This window comes from Acidicapsa ligni (assembly GCF_025685655.1).
Lineage (GTDB): Bacteria > Acidobacteriota > Terriglobia > Terriglobales > Acidobacteriaceae > Acidicapsa > Acidicapsa ligni.
Genome location: NZ_JAGSYG010000001.1, coordinates 545,448 through 563,053, shown reverse-complemented (window position 1 = coordinate 563,053; position 17,606 = coordinate 545,448). Strand labels below are relative to the sequence as shown.

The 17,606-nt window shown below is 59.3% G+C and carries 15 protein-coding genes; 12 read left to right on the top strand and 3 right to left on the bottom strand.

Features of this window, described 5'->3' with window-relative positions; all coding sequences use genetic code 11:
* Complete coding sequence (locus OHL19_RS02195; RefSeq protein WP_263355947.1) at positions 1–519, bottom strand: GNAT family N-acetyltransferase; 519 nt, start codon at positions 517–519, stop codon at positions 1–3.
* A 437-nt stretch (positions 520–956) separates the two neighbouring features.
* Here OHL19_RS02195 and queC point away from each other — a divergent pair, with 437 nt between their 5' ends.
* The 3 genes from queC to OHL19_RS02180 all read left to right on the top strand — a co-directional run bounded on the left by queC (position 957) and on the right by OHL19_RS02180 (position 4,379).
* Entirely contained in the window at positions 957–1,691 is a 735-nt protein-coding gene (gene queC / locus OHL19_RS02190) for a 7-cyano-7-deazaguanine synthase QueC (protein ID WP_263355946.1), read from the top strand.
* Positions 1,657–2,877: a carboxypeptidase regulatory-like domain-containing protein gene (locus OHL19_RS02185; RefSeq protein WP_263355945.1), complete on the top strand. Its 1,221-nt coding sequence runs from the start codon at positions 1,657–1,659 to the stop codon at positions 2,875–2,877. Before queC ends, OHL19_RS02185 begins: the two co-directional genes overlap by 35 nt.
* A 218-nt stretch (positions 2,878–3,095) precedes the next feature.
* The gene (locus OHL19_RS02180) at positions 3,096–4,379 is read left to right on the top strand and encodes a molybdopterin molybdotransferase MoeA (RefSeq protein WP_263355944.1); all 1,284 of its coding nucleotides are present in this window, start codon (positions 3,096–3,098) and stop codon (positions 4,377–4,379) included.
* 177 nt (positions 4,380–4,556) lie between these two features.
* Here the strand turns inward: OHL19_RS02180 and OHL19_RS02175 are convergent, their stop codons facing one another.
* Positions 4,557–5,186, bottom strand: a complete 630-nt coding sequence (locus OHL19_RS02175) for a YqaA family protein (protein WP_263355943.1) — start codon at positions 5,184–5,186, stop codon at positions 4,557–4,559.
* A 290-nt stretch (positions 5,187–5,476) separates the two neighbouring features.
* Between OHL19_RS02175 and OHL19_RS02170 the strand changes: the two genes are divergently transcribed.
* Positions 5,477–6,616, top strand: coding sequence for an energy transducer TonB family protein (locus OHL19_RS02170; RefSeq protein ID WP_263355942.1), 1,140 nt, complete (start codon positions 5,477–5,479; stop codon positions 6,614–6,616).
* A 116-nt stretch (positions 6,617–6,732) separates the two neighbouring features.
* On the opposite strand, the gene OHL19_RS02165 is transcribed toward OHL19_RS02170, so the two are convergent.
* Positions 6,733–6,897 (bottom strand): hypothetical protein, encoded by a 165-nt coding sequence (locus OHL19_RS02165; protein WP_263355941.1) that lies wholly within the window; start codon positions 6,895–6,897, stop codon positions 6,733–6,735.
* A 222-nt stretch (positions 6,898–7,119) separates the two neighbouring features.
* On the opposite strand from OHL19_RS02165, the gene acnA reads away from it, so the two are divergent.
* From acnA to OHL19_RS02125, 8 genes are all read left to right on the top strand, one after another.
* Positions 7,120–9,948: an aconitate hydratase gene (acnA, locus tag OHL19_RS02160; protein WP_263355940.1), complete on the top strand. Its 2,829-nt coding sequence runs from the start codon at positions 7,120–7,122 to the stop codon at positions 9,946–9,948.
* A gap of 172 nt (positions 9,949–10,120) precedes the next feature.
* On the top strand, positions 10,121–10,498 hold the full coding sequence (locus tag OHL19_RS02155; protein ID WP_263355939.1) for a hypothetical protein: 378 nt from the start codon (positions 10,121–10,123) through the stop codon (positions 10,496–10,498).
* Between the two features lie 49 nt (positions 10,499–10,547).
* Positions 10,548–10,787: an AbrB/MazE/SpoVT family DNA-binding domain-containing protein gene (locus OHL19_RS02150; protein ID WP_263355938.1), complete on the top strand. Its 240-nt coding sequence runs from the start codon at positions 10,548–10,550 to the stop codon at positions 10,785–10,787.
* A complete protein-coding gene (locus OHL19_RS02145; protein WP_263355937.1) occupies positions 10,787–11,185 on the top strand; it encodes a type II toxin-antitoxin system VapC family toxin in 399 nt (132 codons plus the stop codon). The genes OHL19_RS02150 and OHL19_RS02145 overlap by 1 nt, the downstream gene beginning before the upstream one ends.
* 45 nt (positions 11,186–11,230) lie before the next feature.
* Positions 11,231–12,127 carry a LysR family transcriptional regulator gene (locus OHL19_RS02140; RefSeq protein ID WP_263355936.1) on the top strand — a complete coding sequence of 299 codons (897 nt, stop codon included), beginning with the start codon at positions 11,231–11,233 and terminating at the stop codon, positions 12,125–12,127.
* A 277-nt stretch (positions 12,128–12,404) separates the two neighbouring features.
* On the top strand, positions 12,405–13,661 hold the full coding sequence (locus tag OHL19_RS02135; protein ID WP_263355935.1) for a cupin domain-containing protein: 1,257 nt from the start codon (positions 12,405–12,407) through the stop codon (positions 13,659–13,661).
* Positions 13,662–13,880: 219 nt separating this feature from the next.
* A complete protein-coding gene (locus OHL19_RS02130; protein WP_263355934.1) occupies positions 13,881–14,420 on the top strand; it encodes a hypothetical protein in 540 nt (179 codons plus the stop codon).
* Between the two features lie 345 nt (positions 14,421–14,765).
* Positions 14,766–17,558, top strand: a complete 2,793-nt coding sequence (locus OHL19_RS02125; protein ID WP_263355933.1) for a valine--tRNA ligase — start codon at positions 14,766–14,768, stop codon at positions 17,556–17,558.
* Positions 17,559–17,606: the final 48 nt, after the last annotated feature.

The window sequence follows — 17,606 nt, the reverse complement described above, 5'->3', positions numbered from 1 at the left end:
TCAATCCTGCTCCTTGAAAACATCCATCGCAGCCAGCTTGGCCAGGGCTTCACCCGTCATGCGAACATTCCGCCACTCATCCAGAAAACCCGCTCCCAGCGAAGCATAAAAATCCACCGCTGAAGTATTCCAATCCAACACTTCCCACTGCAATCGCGGACAATTCTTCTCCACCGCAATCGCCGCCACCCGCGCCAGTAAAGCCTTGCCGATCCCCATCCCGCGAAACTCCGGATTCACAAACAAATCCTCGAGATACAACCCAGGCCGTCCCGTCCACGTCGAGTAGTTGAAAAAGTAAAACGCAAACCCCGCCGCCCTGCCATCCCGCTCCGCAATCAGGCAGTGAAAGTAAGGCTCAGCACCAAACCCATCGCGCAGCAAATCTGCCTCAGTCGCAGTAACAGCATCCGGCTCACGCTCATACACCGCCAGCGCCCGAATAAACTCCAGGATCAACGGCACATCCTCAGAGACAGCCGCACGAATAATCGTATTTTTCTGATTGTCTTCAAGCATAAGAAGGGAAGTAACTCGCCGGAATTAGAAGATGCAATCCACGCGACACATTCGCAAACACCCATACAGCCAGCGTTTCCTCATAGTACAACGTCAAGAGCACAACCCCTGAACGATCCCCAGGCACCATACACCGTTGCAGTTGTAGTTGTAGTTGCCCTAGCTTTTGCTGTTGCCCTTGCCTTTGCAGTTGCCCTTGCCTTTCTGTCTGTCATTCCCGAAGGGAATCTGCTGTTAGCATTTGCAGTTGCCCTTGCTGTTGCCGCTGCCCTTGCTGTTGCCCTTGCCGTTCTGTCTGTCATTCCCGAAGGGAATCTGCTTCTCCCCCCAACCAAAGAGAATCCACCCCCAACAACAGTTCCACACTCTGCGACGACTGCCCAACCCGATACACCCAGCCCCACACACACGCGCTACCATAGAACTTCGTGAACGATATGAGCCAGTTAGAACATCGTCGCAAATCCGTAATCTGCCTCTCCGGCGGCATGGATAGCTGCGTCACCGCCGCCATCGCCTCACGCGAGACCGAAGCCTACGCCGTCCATTTCAGCTACGGCCAGCGCACCGAGGCTCGCGAATTTGAAGCCGCCCGCGCCGTCGCCCATCGCCTCAAACTCCGCGACTTCCTCCACCTCAAAATCGATCTTTTCCGCCAGATCGGCGGCTCCGCCCTCACCGACACAGACATAGCCGTTCCCGACGCCGGTCCCTCCGAAGCTATCGGAGAACACATTCCCGTCACCTACGTCCCATTCCGCAACGCCCATTTCCTATCCGCCGCAGTAAGCTGGGCCGAGGTCATCGGAGCCACCCGCATCTACATCGGCGCCGTCGAGCAGGACAGCTCCGGCTATCCCGACTGCCGCCCGGCCTACTACGCAGCCTTCCAGCAGCTCATCAACACCGGCACCCGCGATGGCAATACTGACGAGGGAATTCAGGTACTCACACCCCTCATCGCCAGCAGCAAAGCCGAGATTATCCGCCTTGGCCTTGAACGCAATGCGCCTTTGGATTTAACGTGGTCCTGCTACAGGGAAGAGCAGAATGCTTGCGGTACCTGTGAAAGTTGCGTCTTGCGCCTGCGCGCATTTGCCGCAGTCGGCGTACCCGATCCCATCCCCTACGCGCAGCATGCGTATCTTCCGGGAACGAATCACGAAGTTTGAACAACTAGAAATCGAAGTGACCAGCGGCGGTCTTCACGCACAGCAACCAGCACTCCACCCCGCCGTCCGGCTCTTCAAGGAGAAAAAGATGAAGCTCAATTCGCTACTTTCGCTCGGTGCAGCCGCCCTGCTCTCAATTTCAATGGCCGCCGTCGCCCAGGACACCACCGGCAAGATCCACGGCAAAGTCACCGACCCCACCGGCATCGTGAAAACAGCCGGCAACGTAAGCCTCTCGCAGGACGGCGGTAAAACCGCGAAATACACCTTCCCCGTCGGCGCGGACGGCACCTTTACCGGCACCGGCATCGCCCCCGGCTCTTACTCCCTCATCCTGCGCCTTCCCGAGACTCCCGCCGACAAATTCGTCGATGAAATTACCAACGTCAAGATCGTCGCCGGACAGGACCTCGCCCTGGACGACGACATGTCCCGCAAGGAATATCTCGACAAAATGACCCCCGAGCAGCGCAAGCAGGTTGAAGAGTTCCGCAAAAAGAACTCTGAAGTGATGAGCGCCAACGCCGTCATCAAGAACCTCAACGCCGATCTCACCGCTGCCCGCACCGCCAATCACGACAAGAAATACGATGTCGCCGAAGAGCTCATGGCCAAAGACGTCGCAGCCAAGCCCGACGCGACCCTGCTCTGGTATGAACTGGGTCTCGCTCAGATCGGCCTCAAGAAGTGGGACGACGCCACCACCTCTCTCAAGAAAGTCATCGAGCTCGACACCGCCTCCAAAAAGCCCAGCCCCGAACTCCAGGGCGGCGCTCACTCCGCGCTCGGCGAAGTCTACGCCCGCAACAACAAGCCTGACGACGCCACCAGCGAATACGATCAGGCCGCCAAGATCAATCCTCCCAAGGCCGGCTTCTACCTCACTAACGAAGCCGTAGTCTTCTCGCAGACCGGCAACGCCGACGGCCAGGCCGCCGCAGCCGACAAGGCAATCGCAGTCGATCCCAACAACCCGATCCTCTACTACCTCAAGGGCCAGGCTCTCGCCGGAAAAATCACCGTAGACGCCAAGTCCGGCGCCTATATCGCACCCCCAGGCTGCCTCGAGGCCTACCAGAAATACCTCGACCTAGCCCCCAATGGACAATTTGCCGCCGAAGCCAAGGCAATCCTCCAGGAAACCAACACCAAAGTAAAATCCACCTACAAAGCCCCAAAGAAGTAAACCAACAGCGACCGGTTGTTTCGATAAACCACCGGTCGCCCACCCACCCTCTGATTGTGCCCTTGCAGTTGTAGTTGCCCTCGCTTTTCTGTCTGTCATTCCCGCAGGGAATCTGCTGTTAGCCGTTGCAGTTGCTTTTGCCCTTGCAGTTCTGCCTGCCATTCCCGAAGGGAATCTGCTTCACCCACACCCCTCACCCACGCACTACAATCGAATCCATGCCGACCCCGCTCCTCACCTACCAGGAAGCAGCCGAGCAGGTACAGCGCTTCATCCAGACCCGCGCCAACTCCACCAAAAAACTCTCCCGCCCGCCAGAACTCGTCCCCCTCGACGCCGCACCCGGCCGCGTCCTCGCCCAGGAAATCCGAGCCGACCGCGATCAGCCTCCTTTTCCCCGCTCCACCAGGGACGGCTTCGCCTGCCGTGCCGCCGAAGCCAGCGCCAACCAGTTCTTATATCTCGCAGGCCAGATCCGTGCCGGTGAAGCCCCGACCAAAGCCATCGCCCCCGGTGAACTCTGGGAAATCATGACCGGCGCACCCGTCCCCGCCGGAGCAGACGCCGTCTTCATGGTCGAGTACGCCGAGCGCTCTCCCGAACCCGCGTCAAATCTCGTCCGCCTGGCCGCACCCCGCACCCTCCAGCCCGGAGAAAACATCGTTCCCCAGGCCGCCGAAGCCCGCGCCGGAGACATGCTCATCCCGCCCGGCATCCGCATCGGCGCGCCGCATATCGCTATGGCCGCCCAATGCGGCTACGCCAGACTAGCCGTCGTTCCTCGCCCCCGCGTCGTCATCCTCTCCACCGGCGACGAATTAGTCCCCATCGCATCCATTCCCGGCCCCAGCCAGATCCGCAACTCCAACTCCCCCATGCTTGCCGCCCTCGTCACCGCCGCCGGAGCCGAGCCCATCGTCTTGCCCACCGCGCCCGACCAGGAATCCGCCACCGACGTAGCCGTCGCGCAGGCACTCTCCTCAAAAATCGACGCCGATCTCTTCCTCATCACCGGAGGCATCTCCGCAGGCCGCTTCGACCTCGTAGAAGGAGCGCTCACCCGCGCCCGAGCCCGTTTTTTCTTCCGCGGAGTAGCCATTCAACCCGGCAAACCCATAGCCTTCGGCCAGCTCCCCCGCCACGGCCGCGAACCGCTCCCATTCTTCGCCCTGCCCGGTAACCCCATCTCCAGCGCCGCCACCTTCCAACTCTTCGCCACACCTCTGCTGGCAGCCCTGTCGAACGACGTCAGCCCACAACCCCGCTTCGCCCTCGCTCAACTGGCAGGCAACTGGAAAGGGAAACCAGGCCTAACCCGTTTCCTTCCGGCAAATTGTGATTTTTTATTGAACCAATCGGCATCAGCCCCGCAAGTCCGCCTAATCCCCTGGCAAGGCTCCGGAGACATAGCAGCCTTCGCCCGCTCCAACTGCTACGCAGTAATCCCCAACCAAGTCACCACCCTGGAAGACGGCTCCCCAATCCAAATCCTGCTCCCATAATCTAAAAACTAAGCTGTTGCAGTTGCAGTTGCCCTTGTCTTTGCAGTTGCAGGCCCTTGCCCTGGCTGTTGCAGTTGCCCTTGCAGTTCTGTCTGTCATTCCCGAAGGGAATCTGCTTCTTCTTCCGCCGTTGCCCGTACCCTGGCAGCCCATCCCCCCAAAGCATCCCCAAGAAACCTACCCCACCAACTCCCCACTCCTCCGCCGCCGAAGCACCACCCAAACCCCAATCCCCACAAAAACCAGCACCAACGCCCCCAGAAACAGCGCAAGATGCTCCTTCACCACATTCGCCACGGAATCTACAGCAGTCGGTCCCAGCTTCATCACCAGCCAGGAAAGCACCAGCCACCGCACCAGCCGCCCCGCAAACACCGCAGCCATAAACGGCACGATCCGCATCTCGAACACGCCCGCGGCAAACACAAAAGCCTTCCACGGCGTAGGCGGAGGCAACATGCTCGGCACCATCACCGCGAGAAACTCCTGCTTCTCAAACCGCTTCCGCATCGCCTCAAACCGCTCCCGGTTCACCCGCTTCAGCAGAAAAATCTCTCCGCCCGCCCGCCCCAGCCCATACGGCACCAGGCCGCCAATCGCCGACCCTACCGAAGCCACCAGGCAGTAGATCCAAAAATGGCCTTTGTCCTGCCACACCAGCAACGCCAGCAGTGCATCCATCGGCACCGGCAGGCTCGACGTGTCGATAATGGCCACCAGCCCCACGCCCCAAAAACCCAGCTTCAACAGGGCCGGCATGATCAGCAAATGCCACTTGGCCATCAACGTTACAAAAAAATGTTTCAAATCAAATTCCTATCTGGCTCCGAGAACCAACCACCCGAGCAGGGAACTTCTTGCCCAGAGCAACTTCATTGCATTGGATACGTCTAAGAGAGGAAGGGGTGTGCGCGACACCACAGGTTCGATCGAGTTCAGGCTCTATTTTATGACGCGCAGCTCTTTTGCCACGGCATATTACGACCGGTATCGGTATGGCCGTCTAACCAAGAGAATGAGAGAATAAAAAGCAACTCATATCCGAGAGCCTAAGCAGAGACGGACGGCCCGCGAATCCAGCCGCCAAACCTTACCCAATGCCAGCCAGCCAAACGCCAATCAATCCGAACACCCCTACGCCTGATGAATCAAGCGTTACCCCCGTATTTTCTCCGGAAACCCGGGAAGCAACGGAAACCGAGGGCGCTTCCGAGCAGCCGACCATGCGCGGACGCTCCACCTCCCGCTACATCGACTACGACAGTCATGAACTTTTAGAGAAAATCTCGCAATACGAAGATGAACGGCGCTGGCAACGCATCCGCGAAGGCATCTGGCTCTCCATCATCGCCCATATTCTTTTTTTCTCGGCCCTCACCTGGATTCCCCGCTACGTCTTCCATCAGCCGCAGGTACTCGATCCCTTTGACGCCATCAAACAGCGCAAAGACCTCACCTACCTCGACGAAATGCCCGACGCTCTGAAACAGTTGCAGAAGTCCAAACCCAAGCTTCCGCCACTGAAACAAAGCGAAAAAATAGTCGACAAAAAGACCCTCGACGCTCTGAAAGCCGCTGAAAACGCGCGCCCCAAAATCACGCCGCCTGCCCCCAGGCCAGCCGAGTCTCAGACGCAGGCCCCGCCGCAGCCTCAGGTCGCCCAGGTTCCCCAGCAGCAGCAGCCAGCACCGCTGCCGCCCTCAGCCGCCGCCCCCACGCCGAACCCGCAGATCGCGCTCGATACTCCGCGCCCATCGCCGGTACCCGCCAGGCCTAACTTCAATCTCGGCTCACAAAACCCCGCCGACCAGCTCCGCCAGGCCATGCGCAACTCCGCCAACGCCGGCTCCAGCGGCACCGGCATGCAAGGCGGATCGCTCAACCAGCACTCCGGAGCAGACGGCGGCGCGGAAATCCTCTCCGACACACAAGGCGTCAATTTCGGCCCCTACATGCAGCGCGTCATTCGCGAAACCTATCGCACCTGGGACCCGCTCATCCCCGAAGAAGTCAATCCTCCCATCAACAAACGCGGCGAAGTAGAGATCGTCTTCACCATCCTTCCCAACGGACGCCTCCAGCCCCACGCCATGCTGCTCACCGGCCGCTCCGGCGACGTAGCACTCGATCGCGCCGCCTGGGGAGCACTCGAAGGTGCCGACTTCCCCCCACTCCCCCGAGAATTCCACGGCCCCTACCTCCAACTCCGCTTCCGCTTCCAATACAACACCCGCTAAATCAAAACAAAACTCACCTAAGCAAGTGCAGCAGCCCTTGTTGCTGCACTTGCCTTTCTGTTGCAGTTGCAGTTGCCCTTGCCTTTCTGTCTGTCATTCCCGCAGGGAATCTGCTGCTAGCCCTTGCCGTTGCCCGACCCTTCCCTCCACCGCCCAGCAAAAAATAACAAATCCCCCAAGCCAAGCACCCCATCCATCCAAAAGAGCGCCCCCAACCCTCCGCAAAATGCCTTAAAATCGTAGCGTTCGAAATTAAACGCCATGACCGCGCCGATCTTCATCCCGAATCCTCGCTCCTCACCGTCCCCCACCCGTCGTCCGAAGCGATTCATCTACGGCCGCGCCGACCGTGGCGGCACCCGCCTTTACTGATAGCACTTCGCCTGCGTATCTTTATCTCGCAAAGAGCTTTCCCCGATCCAGACCGTGAAGACCCCGGCATCGATCGAGGTAGCTTGCGCGGCCCTGATCATCCGCACCCAAGCCAGAAAGGCCAGATTCCGATGAACACGTTCAATAGCCGGTCAAAACTAACCTCCGGCAACCGCGAATACGTCTACTACCGCCTACCCGCGCTCCAGGAACAGGGCTTCAACCTCGCCCGTCTGCCCTTCAGCCTCAAAATCCTGCTCGAAAACCTCGTCCGCCGCGAAGATGGAGTCAACGTCACCGCCGCAGACATCTGCTTCCTCGCCACCTGGAAGGCCGAAGCCGAGCCCAGCCGCGAAATCGCCTACATGCCCGCTCGCGTCCTCATGCAGGACTTCACCGGCGTCCCCGCCATCGTCGATCTCGCCGCCATGCGCGACGCCATGAAGACCCTCGGCGGCGACCCCGAAAAAATCAATCCCCTCCAGCCCGCCGAACTGGTCATCGACCACTCCGTCCAGGTCGATGAATTTGGCTCGCCCGGCGCCTACGACGCCAACGCGCTGCTCGAATTCCAGCGCAACCGCGAGCGCTACGCCTTCCTGAAATGGGGACAGACCGCCTTTCGCAACTTCTCTGCCGTACCTCCCGGTATGGGCATCTGCCACCAGGTCAACCTCGAATACCTCGCCCGCGTAGTCTTCACGAATGACGGCACCAGTGAAACCGTCGCGTACCCGGATACCCTCGTCGGCACCGACTCTCACACCACCATGATCAACGGCCTCGGCGTCCTCGGCTGGGGAGTAGGCGGCATCGAAGCCGAAGCAGCCATGCTCGGCCAGCCCGTCAGCATGTTGATCCCCCAGGTTGTCGGCTACAAACTAACCGGCAAGCTCCGCGAAGGAGCCACCGCCACCGACCTGGTCCTCACCGTCACCGAAGCCCTGCGCAAGCTCGGCGTCGTCGGCAAATTCGTCGAGTTCTACGGCCCCGGCATCGCCGAACTGCCCCTCGCCGACCGCGCCACCATCAGCAACATGGCCCCCGAATACGGCGCCACCTGCGGCATCTTCCCCGTCGATGAAGAAACCCTCCGCTACCTCCGCCTCACCGGCCGCAACGCAGAGCAAATCGCCCTCGTCGCCGACTACTACAAGGCGCAAGGGCTCTTCCACACCGCCGACTCCCCGGAAGCCGAATACACCCAGACCCTATCCCTCGATCTCGCCACCGTCCAGCCCAGCATCGCCGGGCCCAAGCGTCCCCAGGATCGACTCCTGCTCTCCGACGCCGGTTCCAGCTTCCTCCAGCAACTGCCATCCCTGCTCGGCAACTCGGCCAAGCCTCTCGGCGAACGCGCTGCTCTTCGCTGGTCCGCCGCCACCGCCGTTCAGGACAGGGAACTAGTCCCTCAATTAGCCGCCGGAGCCAACGAAGGCCTCGATCGCGGATTCCCGCAATCCGTCAGCCAGAGCGAAGGCAACACGGTTAAAGGAAGATTCGGCATCAACCCCGACGACTACCTCGACCACGGCTCCATCGTCATCGCCGCCATCACCAGTTGCACCAACACCTCAAATCCCTCGGTCATGATCGCCGCCGGACTGTTAGCCAAAAAGGCAGTAGAAAAAGGCCTCACCGTCCCACCGTGGGTCAAAACATCGCTCGCCCCCGGCTCCCGCGTAGTCACCGACTACTACCAGAAGTCCGGCCTGCTCCCCTACCTCGAAAAGCTCCGCTTCAACGTCGTCGGCTACGGCTGCACCACCTGCATCGGTAATTCCGGCCCACTTCCTGCCGACGTCTCCGACAGCATCAATGAACACGGCCTCGTAGCCGTCAGCGTCCTCAGCGGCAACCGTAACTTCGAGGGCCGCGTCAACGTAGATGTCCGCGCCAACTACCTCATGTCCCCGCCGCTGGTCGTCGCCTACGCCATCGCCGGACGCATCGACCACAACTTCGACAAAGATCCACTCGGCGCAGACTCCAACGGCCAGCCCGTCTTCCTCAAAGACATCTGGCCCTCCCAGCAGGAAGTCTCAGAATCCATCACCCTCGGCGTCACCAGCGAAGGCTTCACCCGCGAATACTCCACCGTCACCCTCGGCGACAATAACTGGCAGGGACTGCGCTTCCCCGACGGCGACACCTACGAATGGGAGCCCGACTCCACCTACATCCGCAAAGCTCCCTACTTTGAAGGCATCACACCAACGCCCGCGCCCGTCGAAGACATCCAGGGAGCCCGTGTCCTGGCCATCCTCGGCGACTCCGTCACCACCGACCACATCTCGCCCGCAGGCAGCATCAAAGCCAACGGACCAGCCGGCAAATACCTCACAGATCACGGCGTTAAACCGGCTGACTTCAACAGCTACGGCTCCCGCCGCGGTAATCACGAAGTCATGGTCCGTGGAACGTTCGCGAACGTTAGGCTTCGCAATCGCCTTGCCCCCGGTACCGAAGGCGGCGTAACCCGTCTACTCCCCGAAGGCACCGTAACCTCGATCTACGACGCCAGCGTCGCCTACGCCGAACGCAACATCCCGCTCGTCATCCTCGCAGGCAAGGAATATGGCTCAGGCAGCTCCCGCGACTGGGCAGCCAAGGGGCCGAAACTGCTGGGCGTCCGCGCCGTAATCGCCGAGTCCTTCGAACGCATCCACCGCTCCAACCTCGTCGGCATGGGCATTCTCCCCCTGCAATTCGAACCCGGCGAAACCGTAGAATCCCTCGGCCTAACCGGCGAAGAAATCTACAGCTTCCCCGGCCTAAAAGCCATGCTCGACACCAAGTTCGAAAGCGGCAAAACCCTGACAGTTCTAGCCACAAGACCAGACGGCACAGTAAAAGCAATTTCCACAAAAGTCCGCATCGACACCCCCCAGGAAATCGCCTACTTCGAAAACGGCGGCATCCTCCAATACGTCCTCCGCCAACTAGCCACCAACAACTAAAGCCTTTCCACTAGAATCACCCAAAGTGGGTGCCCCATCTGCGCCGAGCAGTCTCATCGCTCGGTTCAGATGGGACAAACAACTCCCTCCTCTTCACATCCCGAGCAACAACCCTCGCAAGCAGGCAGCGCTTTCGATCCCCAAACGAACGCTTACAGTAAAATCCTGGCTTATGAGTAGACAAGGACGGCTCTATCTTGCACTTGCGATAGCCTCCTTGCTAATGCTGACCGTCTCGCCCCTTGAATACATCAGTTATAAGTTCATGAGCACAGCCAGCTTTATCGCTCTAGCCGGACTGATCAGCATTGTTGTTGCATGTGTCCTCGCATTTCGGAACTTCCACCGCGAAGAGAGCCCGGCAAATATCGCAAACCTCTTTTTTATAGCGGCTCTTCCCATCGCATTAGGTGTTGTTCTTACGCTCATTCACAAAGAACCCAACGTACATGGCATCTCTCTTCCCGCGTTTTTGCTCTATACCGCTATTTCAGAAATCTGCGCTCTAGCTTTGTTGATCGCACTCATTATTCGCGCCATTCGCAATTGAAAATCCGCGGTATTACAATTAAAAAGACAGTAATACCGGAGACCGCACCATGAGCACAACGATCACCAGCAAAGGCCAAGTCACCATCCCGAAACACATCCGTGACTCTGTAGCCATGACGCCAGGTTCCAAAGTTGAATTCGAAGTCAACGATCGGGGCCGCATTGAACTTGTGAAAGAAGGCGAAGCCATGACTCCCAGGGAGCGGCGCTTCCAATCTGCCATTGGCTCCGCCAGCATCAAGTGGGACACAGATGAGTTGATGGCGCTGCTGCGTGGCAACGACTGATGGTAGTCGTAGATACCAACGTCCTGCTCGACGTGGTGAACGCCAACTCCGCTTGGCTCAACTGGTCCGCCGCGCAAATGATTGATCTTGGCAAAATCCACGCCCTTATCATTAACCCCATCATCTACGCAGAACTCTCCATCTCATTCGAGTCGATAGCGGAAGTTGAGCAGAGCATTGCTGACATGGGGCTGGCGATGGAAGAAACTCCCCGCGAAGTCGCTTTCCTGGCAGGTAAGGCCTTTCTTCAATACCGGCGCAACGGTGGCACCAGAACCAATGTCCTACCGGATTTTTTCATCGGAGCCCATGCAGCATTCCGGGCCGCATCCCTGCTCACCCGCGACGCCCGCCGCTACCAGGCCTATTTCCCCACAGTCCGCCTGATCACCCCGTAAACCCGTCCGAGAGCCCGGGATGTGGCCCTAAATGGAGCAATCGAAATGGAGCTAAAACAACTTCGATCCTTCGTAGCCGTGGCCCACGCCCTCAGCTTCAGCCGGGCCGCAATCGAACTCCATCTCTCCCAACCCGCCCTGAGCGCACAGATCCAGGCCCTAGAAGCCGACCTGGACGTCCTCCTGCTCCATCGCAACCGCCGCACCGTCAGCCTCACCACCGCAGGCGAAGCCTTCCTCTCCGACGCCGAACTCCTCCTGCGCAACGCCTCCGAAGCCATCACCCGCGCCCAGCGCATCGCCCAGGGAAACGCCGGTCATCTCCGCATCGGTTTCGTCGCCTCCGCCGCCCTCGAACTCGTCCCCGCCATCATCACCGCCTTCCGCAAAACCTACCCCGCCGTCAGCTTCGACCTGCGTAACGTCCGCACCGTCGACCAGATTCGCGAGCTCCAGGAAGGTACTCTCGACGCCGGTTTCATCCGCCTGCCCAACGAAATTCCCGGCCTAACCCTGACCCCCGTCCACACCGAACCCTTCGTCCTCGTCATGGCCCGCACCCACCCGTTAGCCCGCGTCAAACCCATCGCACTGGCCAACTTCCACGACCAGCCCTTCGTCGCCTACGGACGCCGCTGGGCCCCCGAGTTCTACGACGCATGGACCAGCATCTGCACCACCGCCGGATTCCGCCCCAACGTAGTCCAGGAAACCGCCGAAATGGACACCGCCCTTGCCCTCGTCGCCGCCGGTGTCGGAGTAGCCATCGTCCCCCAGGCCCTTGCCCGCCGCCGTCGCCGCGAACTCAAAATCAAAGCCCTCCCCACCAACTCCGCCCAATCCCAGATCGCCATAGCCATGCGCACCACAGCCGACAACCCAGCCCTCAACAACCTCCTATCCTTAGCAAAAAAAGAAGGCAAAAAAGCCAAATCCAAATAACAAAATCCCAGGTTCCTCCGTTGCCCTTGCCGCTGCCCTTGCAGTTGTAGTTGCCCTTGCAGTTCTGTCTGTCATTCCCGAAGGGAATCTGCTTCTCCCACCAACCAAAACAAATCTAACCCGCACCACCGCTCAACAAAAACAACCAAATCCACTTATAACCAAAACCAATCACTGACTTCCAAACATACGCTTGGACAAATAACATCGCGCAGCCTCTAATCATGAAGGAAAGCTTAAGACGCGCTCATAGAATTAAAAGCGCAAGGAGAATTCAATGGCATCCGAAACAACCCATGACCCACTCAATCGCCGCTCCTTTCTCGGAGCAGCCGCCGCAGCCATAAGCGCCGGAGCCTTCGCCGCCCCATTCGCAATGGCCCAGAGCAAAACCGTGATCAGCAAAGGCGAACAAAATCACTCCGCCAGCAACCCCGGCCCCATCAACAAATCCATCGCCAACCAGAACCCCAGCAGCGAACTCCCGCCCGAAGAAGATCACGGCGACGTCTCACCCTTCTGGTACTCCTTCGACCTCTCGCATCGCCGCGTACAAGACGGCGGCTGGACCCGCCAGGTCACCGAAAAAGATCTGCCCATCTCCAAAGATCTCGCTGGCGTCAACATGCGCCTCACCGCAGGCAGCTATCGCGAACTCCACTGGCACACCGCCAACGAATGGGCCTTCATGCTCTACGGCTCAGCCCGCGTCACCGTCCTCAACCCCGACGGCACCATCTTCATCGGCGACGTAGCCAAAGGCGATCTCTGGTACTTCCCCGCAGGCTTTCCGCACTCGATTCAAGGCCTCGGCCCCGACGGCTGCGAATTCCTCCTCGTCTTCGACGAAGGCAGCTTCTCCGAATACCAGACCTTCCTGCTTTCTGACTGGCTCATACACACGCCCAAAGAGATCATCCGCAAAAACATGCACCTCACCGACGCTCAAGTCGCCAAGCTCCCCGACGACGAAGAATACATCTTCCCCGGCCACATCCCCGGCTCGCTTGAAGACGACAAACGCGCCGTCGGTGGCTCAGCCGTCGAATCCAAAGTCTCCTACACCTTCCGCATGGAAGCCATGCAGCCCACCGAAACCAACTCCGGCGGAGACGCCCGCATCGTCGATGCCTCCGTCTTTCCAGCCTCCAAAAACATCGCCTCCGCCCTCGTCACCCTCAAGCCCGGAGCCGTTCGCGAACTCCACTGGCACCCCCAGGCCTCCGAATGGCAGTACTACATTCAAGGCAGCGGCCGCATGACCGTCTTCGCCTCCGCAGGCAAAGCCCGCACTATGACCTTCAACGCCAACGACGTAGGCTTCATCCCCGCCGTAGCCGGCCATTACATCGAAAACACCGGCACCGAAGACCTCATCTTCCTCGAACTCTTCAAGAGCAGCTACTACGCCGACTTCTCCCTCAACCAGTGGATTCGCCGCCTGCCACCCAACATGATCCAGGACCACCTGCACTTGGACAGCACAGAAACCAAATCCATCCCAGCAGAAAAGCTGGTAACTATAGCTAAATAATTCCCCGCCGTTTCCACTAAAAACACCGAGCACCCCATGTCTGGATTCCGAGACATGGGGTGCAGAACAACATCTCTGCGTCCCAGCAAAGATCCGGCACGTCTATAGCCCAGCAACACAGCCGTTCGCGGCCAGTCTCTACGGTCCCAGTCTCTCTGGCCACAGTCTTTCTGGCCACAGTCTTTGCGGTCCCATCCGTTTCCGGTTCAGGAGAGAAACATGCCTACCCACTTCTCGAAATTCCTCGCCAGCCTCTTGCTCATCGCCGGTCTCACCGCCCAGGCCCAGGCCATCCGGTTCACCACGCCGAAGAAGAGCTCCGCCGTCGCCGGAGTTAACAACGTCCAGGCTCCCATCCCGACCCCGCTGCTCAACGGCAAAAAAGCCTTCATCTCCTACGAACTCGGCGACGTCACCGCCTTTCCCGACGCTTACAGCGGAGGCCCGGAGCGCGCTTACGGAGAGTTCTACTCCGCCATGAAGGCCTGGAATCGCTACGAACTCGTCGCCGATCCCAACGACGCCGATGTCGTCTTCGCCGTCCGCTTCGTAGACCCGCCAAACACCGTCCCCCAAATCCGCATCGGCGTCGCCGATGCCAGGACACACATCACCCTCTGGGGCTTCGTCGAGCAGGTAGACTTCAAATTCCGCAAGAAGAACCGCGACACCGCCTTCACCGACTCAGTCAAGCTCCTGGTCACCGACATCCAAACCCTGCTCAACCCAAACACCACACCCTCACCAGCAAACCCTTAAAGCAGCCCTCCAACCGCTATAACGTTCCAACCGAAGCCCCGAACGCCGTTCTCGCCCTTAGCCATTGCAGTTGCCCTTGCCGTTGCAGTCGCCGTTGTAGTTGCACTTGCCCTTCTGGCTGTCATTCCCGAAGGGAATCTGCTGTTAGCCGTTGCACTTGCCGTTGCCTTATCCCTTGCCCTTCTGGCTGTCATTCCCAAAGCGAATCTGCTTCCCACCCCCAGAAAAAGCACAATTACCCCCACCCAATCCCCCACCAAAACGCAAGAGTAGTTTGATCCCACCCCGCCAAACAGTTACTCTGACAAGTTGGGTCAGTGACGTCCCTGGCCTGAATCGGAACCCATGCCACACGACCTTCCCAAAGCCTACGACCCAACCGCCATTGAAGATAAATGGGCCGAATACTGGGTCAAAGAAAACCTCTTCGCCCAACCGGCCCCAGCCACTACCGGCTCGGACAGCGCCGAAGGCGGCTCCCTGGACGATAGGTCCCCCTTTACCATCCTGCTGCCGCCGCCCAACGTAACCGGCCGCCTCCACATGGGCCACATGCTCAACCAGACGGAGATGGACATCCTCACCCGCTGGCACCGCATGAAGGGCGACCCGACCCTCTGGGTTCCCGGCACCGACCACGCCGGTATCGCAACGCAAATGATGGTCGAAAAGCAAGTCGCCAGCGAAGGCACCTCAAGAACAGCCCTGGGCCGCGAAGCCTTCCTGACCCGCGTCTGGGACTGGAAAAAACTCTACGGCGGAGCCATCCTCGACCAGATGAAGCGCCTCGGCGCCTCCGTGGACTGGCAGCGCGAATACTTCACCATGGACGAAAATCTCTCCGTAGCCGTCCGCGAAGCCTTCGTCCGCCTCTACGAACAAGACCTCATCTATCGCGGAGCCTACGTCGTCAACTGGTGCCCCGGCTGCCAGACCGCCGTCAGCGATCTCGAAGTAGTCCACGAAGAAACGCTGGGAAAACTCTGGGAGATCCGCTACCCCATCGTCGGCAGCCAGGGAGAATACTTAACAGTCGCCACCACCCGCCCCGAAACCATGCTCGGCGACGTAGCCGTAGCCATTCACCCGGAGGACGAGCGCTACCTGCACCTCCACGGTAAAAAGCTCTTGCTGCCGTTGGTAGGCCGCGAAATCCCCATCGTCCTCGACGAGTGGGTCAGCCGCGACTTCGGCACCGGAGCCGTCAAGATCACCCCCGCCCACGACCCCAACGACTTCGCCATGGGCCAGCGCCATCAGCTGCCGTCCATCAACATCATGGACGACACCGCGCACATCAACGCGCAGGGCGGAGCATACGCCGGTCTCGACCGCTACGAAGCCCGCAAACGCATCATCGACGACCTCGCCGCCGAAGGCCTCCTCGGAACCATCCACGACCACAAGCTCTCCATAGGCCGTTGCGACCGCAGCAAAGACGTCATCGAGCCGCGTCTCTCCACACAGTGGTTCATCAAGATCCAACCCCTCGCCGACCGAGCTATCGAAGTAGTCGAGCAAGGCCACGTCAAGTTCACACCCGAGCAGTACAAAAAGACCTATCTCAACTGGATGACCAACATCCACGACTGGTGCATCAGCCGCCAGCTCTGGTGGGGCCATCGCATCCCCGCCTGGCACTGCGCCGCCTGTCACAAGATCACCGTTCCCAAATCCGGCCAGCCCGACCCATCCGCCTGTTCCCACTGCGGCCAATCCGAACTAACCCAGGAAACCGACGTCCTCGACACCTGGTTCTCATCTGGACTGCTCCCAATCTCAGTCTTCGGCTGGCCCTTCAAAAACAACCAGCCCAGCATCGACTTCCAGACCTTCTATCCCACCAGCCTGTTAGTCACCGGCTTCGACATCCTTTTCTTCTGGGTAGCCCGCATGATCATGCTCGGCTGCTGGTTCGCAAAAGACGTTCCCGAAGCCGACGGCAGCGAACGCACCCTCGCTCGTAGCGTCCCCTTCAAAGACGTCTACATCCACGCCCTCGTCCGCGACGCCAACCGCGAAAAGATGTCCAAAACCAAGGGCAACGTCATCGACCCCATCGAAATCGTCAAGCAATACGGCACAGATGCCGTACGTTTCACACTCGCTTCGATGGCGTCTCCCGGCACCGACATCGCCTTCAACATAGCCAGAACAGAAGGCTACCGCGCCTTCGCCAACAAGATCTGGAACGCCGCCCGCTTCCTCTTCATGAACGTAGACCGAGCCGCAGAGATCGGCATCACCGTCGATCCTGCAGCCCTCGGCTCCATGCCCACCGCTGCCAACGACGCCCCACTCGAAGCCCGCTGGATCGTAGCCGAGCTCCACAAGACCGCAGCAGAAGTAAACGCCTCTCTAGCGAACTACCGCTACGACGACGCAGCCAACACCATCTATCAATTCTTCTGGGGTAGCTTCTGCGACTGGTATCTCGAAATCGTCAAGCTCCGTCTCGACTTCAGCGAGACAGCAGATAAAGCCGCAACCAAATCCGCGCTGACAACACTGCTAAGCGTCTTCGAAGCATCCCTGCGCCTGCTATCGCCCTTCATGCCCTTCCTCACAGAAGAGATTTGGCACGCCATCTACGACGAAAATCCGCCAACAACGTCCATCGCTTTGACGAGCTATCCCACAGCTATCGGCAGCGCTCAAAACGAGGACGCAATTTCTCAGATGGTTCTGATTCAAAGCCTGATCGTCGAAATACGCGCCCTGCGCAAAGAGGTCGGCGTTGAAGAAAAGATCAGTACGCCTGTCCTCATCCGCGCCGATGACAGAACGCACCAAACCTTCGCAGCGAACAGCACAATCGTAGAGCGCCTGGCCAGGGTGAGCGAACTCAGCTTCGTCTCAGAAATCCCCGACAGCACAGGCAAACGCTCAACTCCGCACTTCGATCTAAGCGTCATCTACGAACGCGAAATCGACATCCCGGCAGAACGCGAACGCCTGACCAAAGAAATCGCCAAACTGGAAAAAGGCCTGGCCTCCGCAGAACGTCAGCTAGGCAACGAAGCCTTCCTCGCCAAAGCCCCAGCCAACATCGTCGAAGGCCTCAAAAAGCAGGAATCCGAAAATCGCCAGCTACTAACCAAAGCCCAGGCAGCACTCGAAGCACTACCTGCACAATGAAGCAAACCGAAGTCCACCACCAATAAGCTAGGGGCTGAAAGCAAGAAG

Coding starts and splice junctions, on each gene's coding strand:
- OHL19_RS02170 (WP_263355942.1), top strand. CDS start 5,477: ATGCCAGCCAGCCAAACGCCAATCAATCCGAACACCCCTACGCCTGAT.
- acnA (WP_263355940.1), top strand. CDS start 7,120: ATGAACACGTTCAATAGCCGGTCAAAACTAACCTCCGGCAACCGCGAA.
- OHL19_RS02185 (WP_263355945.1), top strand. CDS start 1,657: ATGCGTATCTTCCGGGAACGAATCACGAAGTTTGAACAACTAGAAATC.
- OHL19_RS02130 (WP_263355934.1), top strand. CDS start 13,881: ATGCCTACCCACTTCTCGAAATTCCTCGCCAGCCTCTTGCTCATCGCC.
- OHL19_RS02145 (WP_263355937.1), top strand. CDS start 10,787: ATGGTAGTCGTAGATACCAACGTCCTGCTCGACGTGGTGAACGCCAAC.
- OHL19_RS02140 (WP_263355936.1), top strand. CDS start 11,231: ATGGAGCTAAAACAACTTCGATCCTTCGTAGCCGTGGCCCACGCCCTC.
- OHL19_RS02195 (WP_263355947.1), bottom strand. CDS start 519: ATGCTTGAAGACAATCAGAAAAATACGATTATTCGTGCGGCTGTCTCT.
- OHL19_RS02165 (WP_263355941.1), bottom strand. CDS start 6,897: ATGAAGATCGGCGCGGTCATGGCGTTTAATTTCGAACGCTACGATTTT.
- OHL19_RS02150 (WP_263355938.1), top strand. CDS start 10,548: ATGAGCACAACGATCACCAGCAAAGGCCAAGTCACCATCCCGAAACAC.
- OHL19_RS02155 (WP_263355939.1), top strand. CDS start 10,121: ATGAGTAGACAAGGACGGCTCTATCTTGCACTTGCGATAGCCTCCTTG.
- OHL19_RS02125 (WP_263355933.1), top strand. CDS start 14,766: ATGCCACACGACCTTCCCAAAGCCTACGACCCAACCGCCATTGAAGAT.
- OHL19_RS02180 (WP_263355944.1), top strand. CDS start 3,096: ATGCCGACCCCGCTCCTCACCTACCAGGAAGCAGCCGAGCAGGTACAG.
- OHL19_RS02135 (WP_263355935.1), top strand. CDS start 12,405: ATGGCATCCGAAACAACCCATGACCCACTCAATCGCCGCTCCTTTCTC.
- queC (WP_263355946.1), top strand. CDS start 957: ATGAGCCAGTTAGAACATCGTCGCAAATCCGTAATCTGCCTCTCCGGC.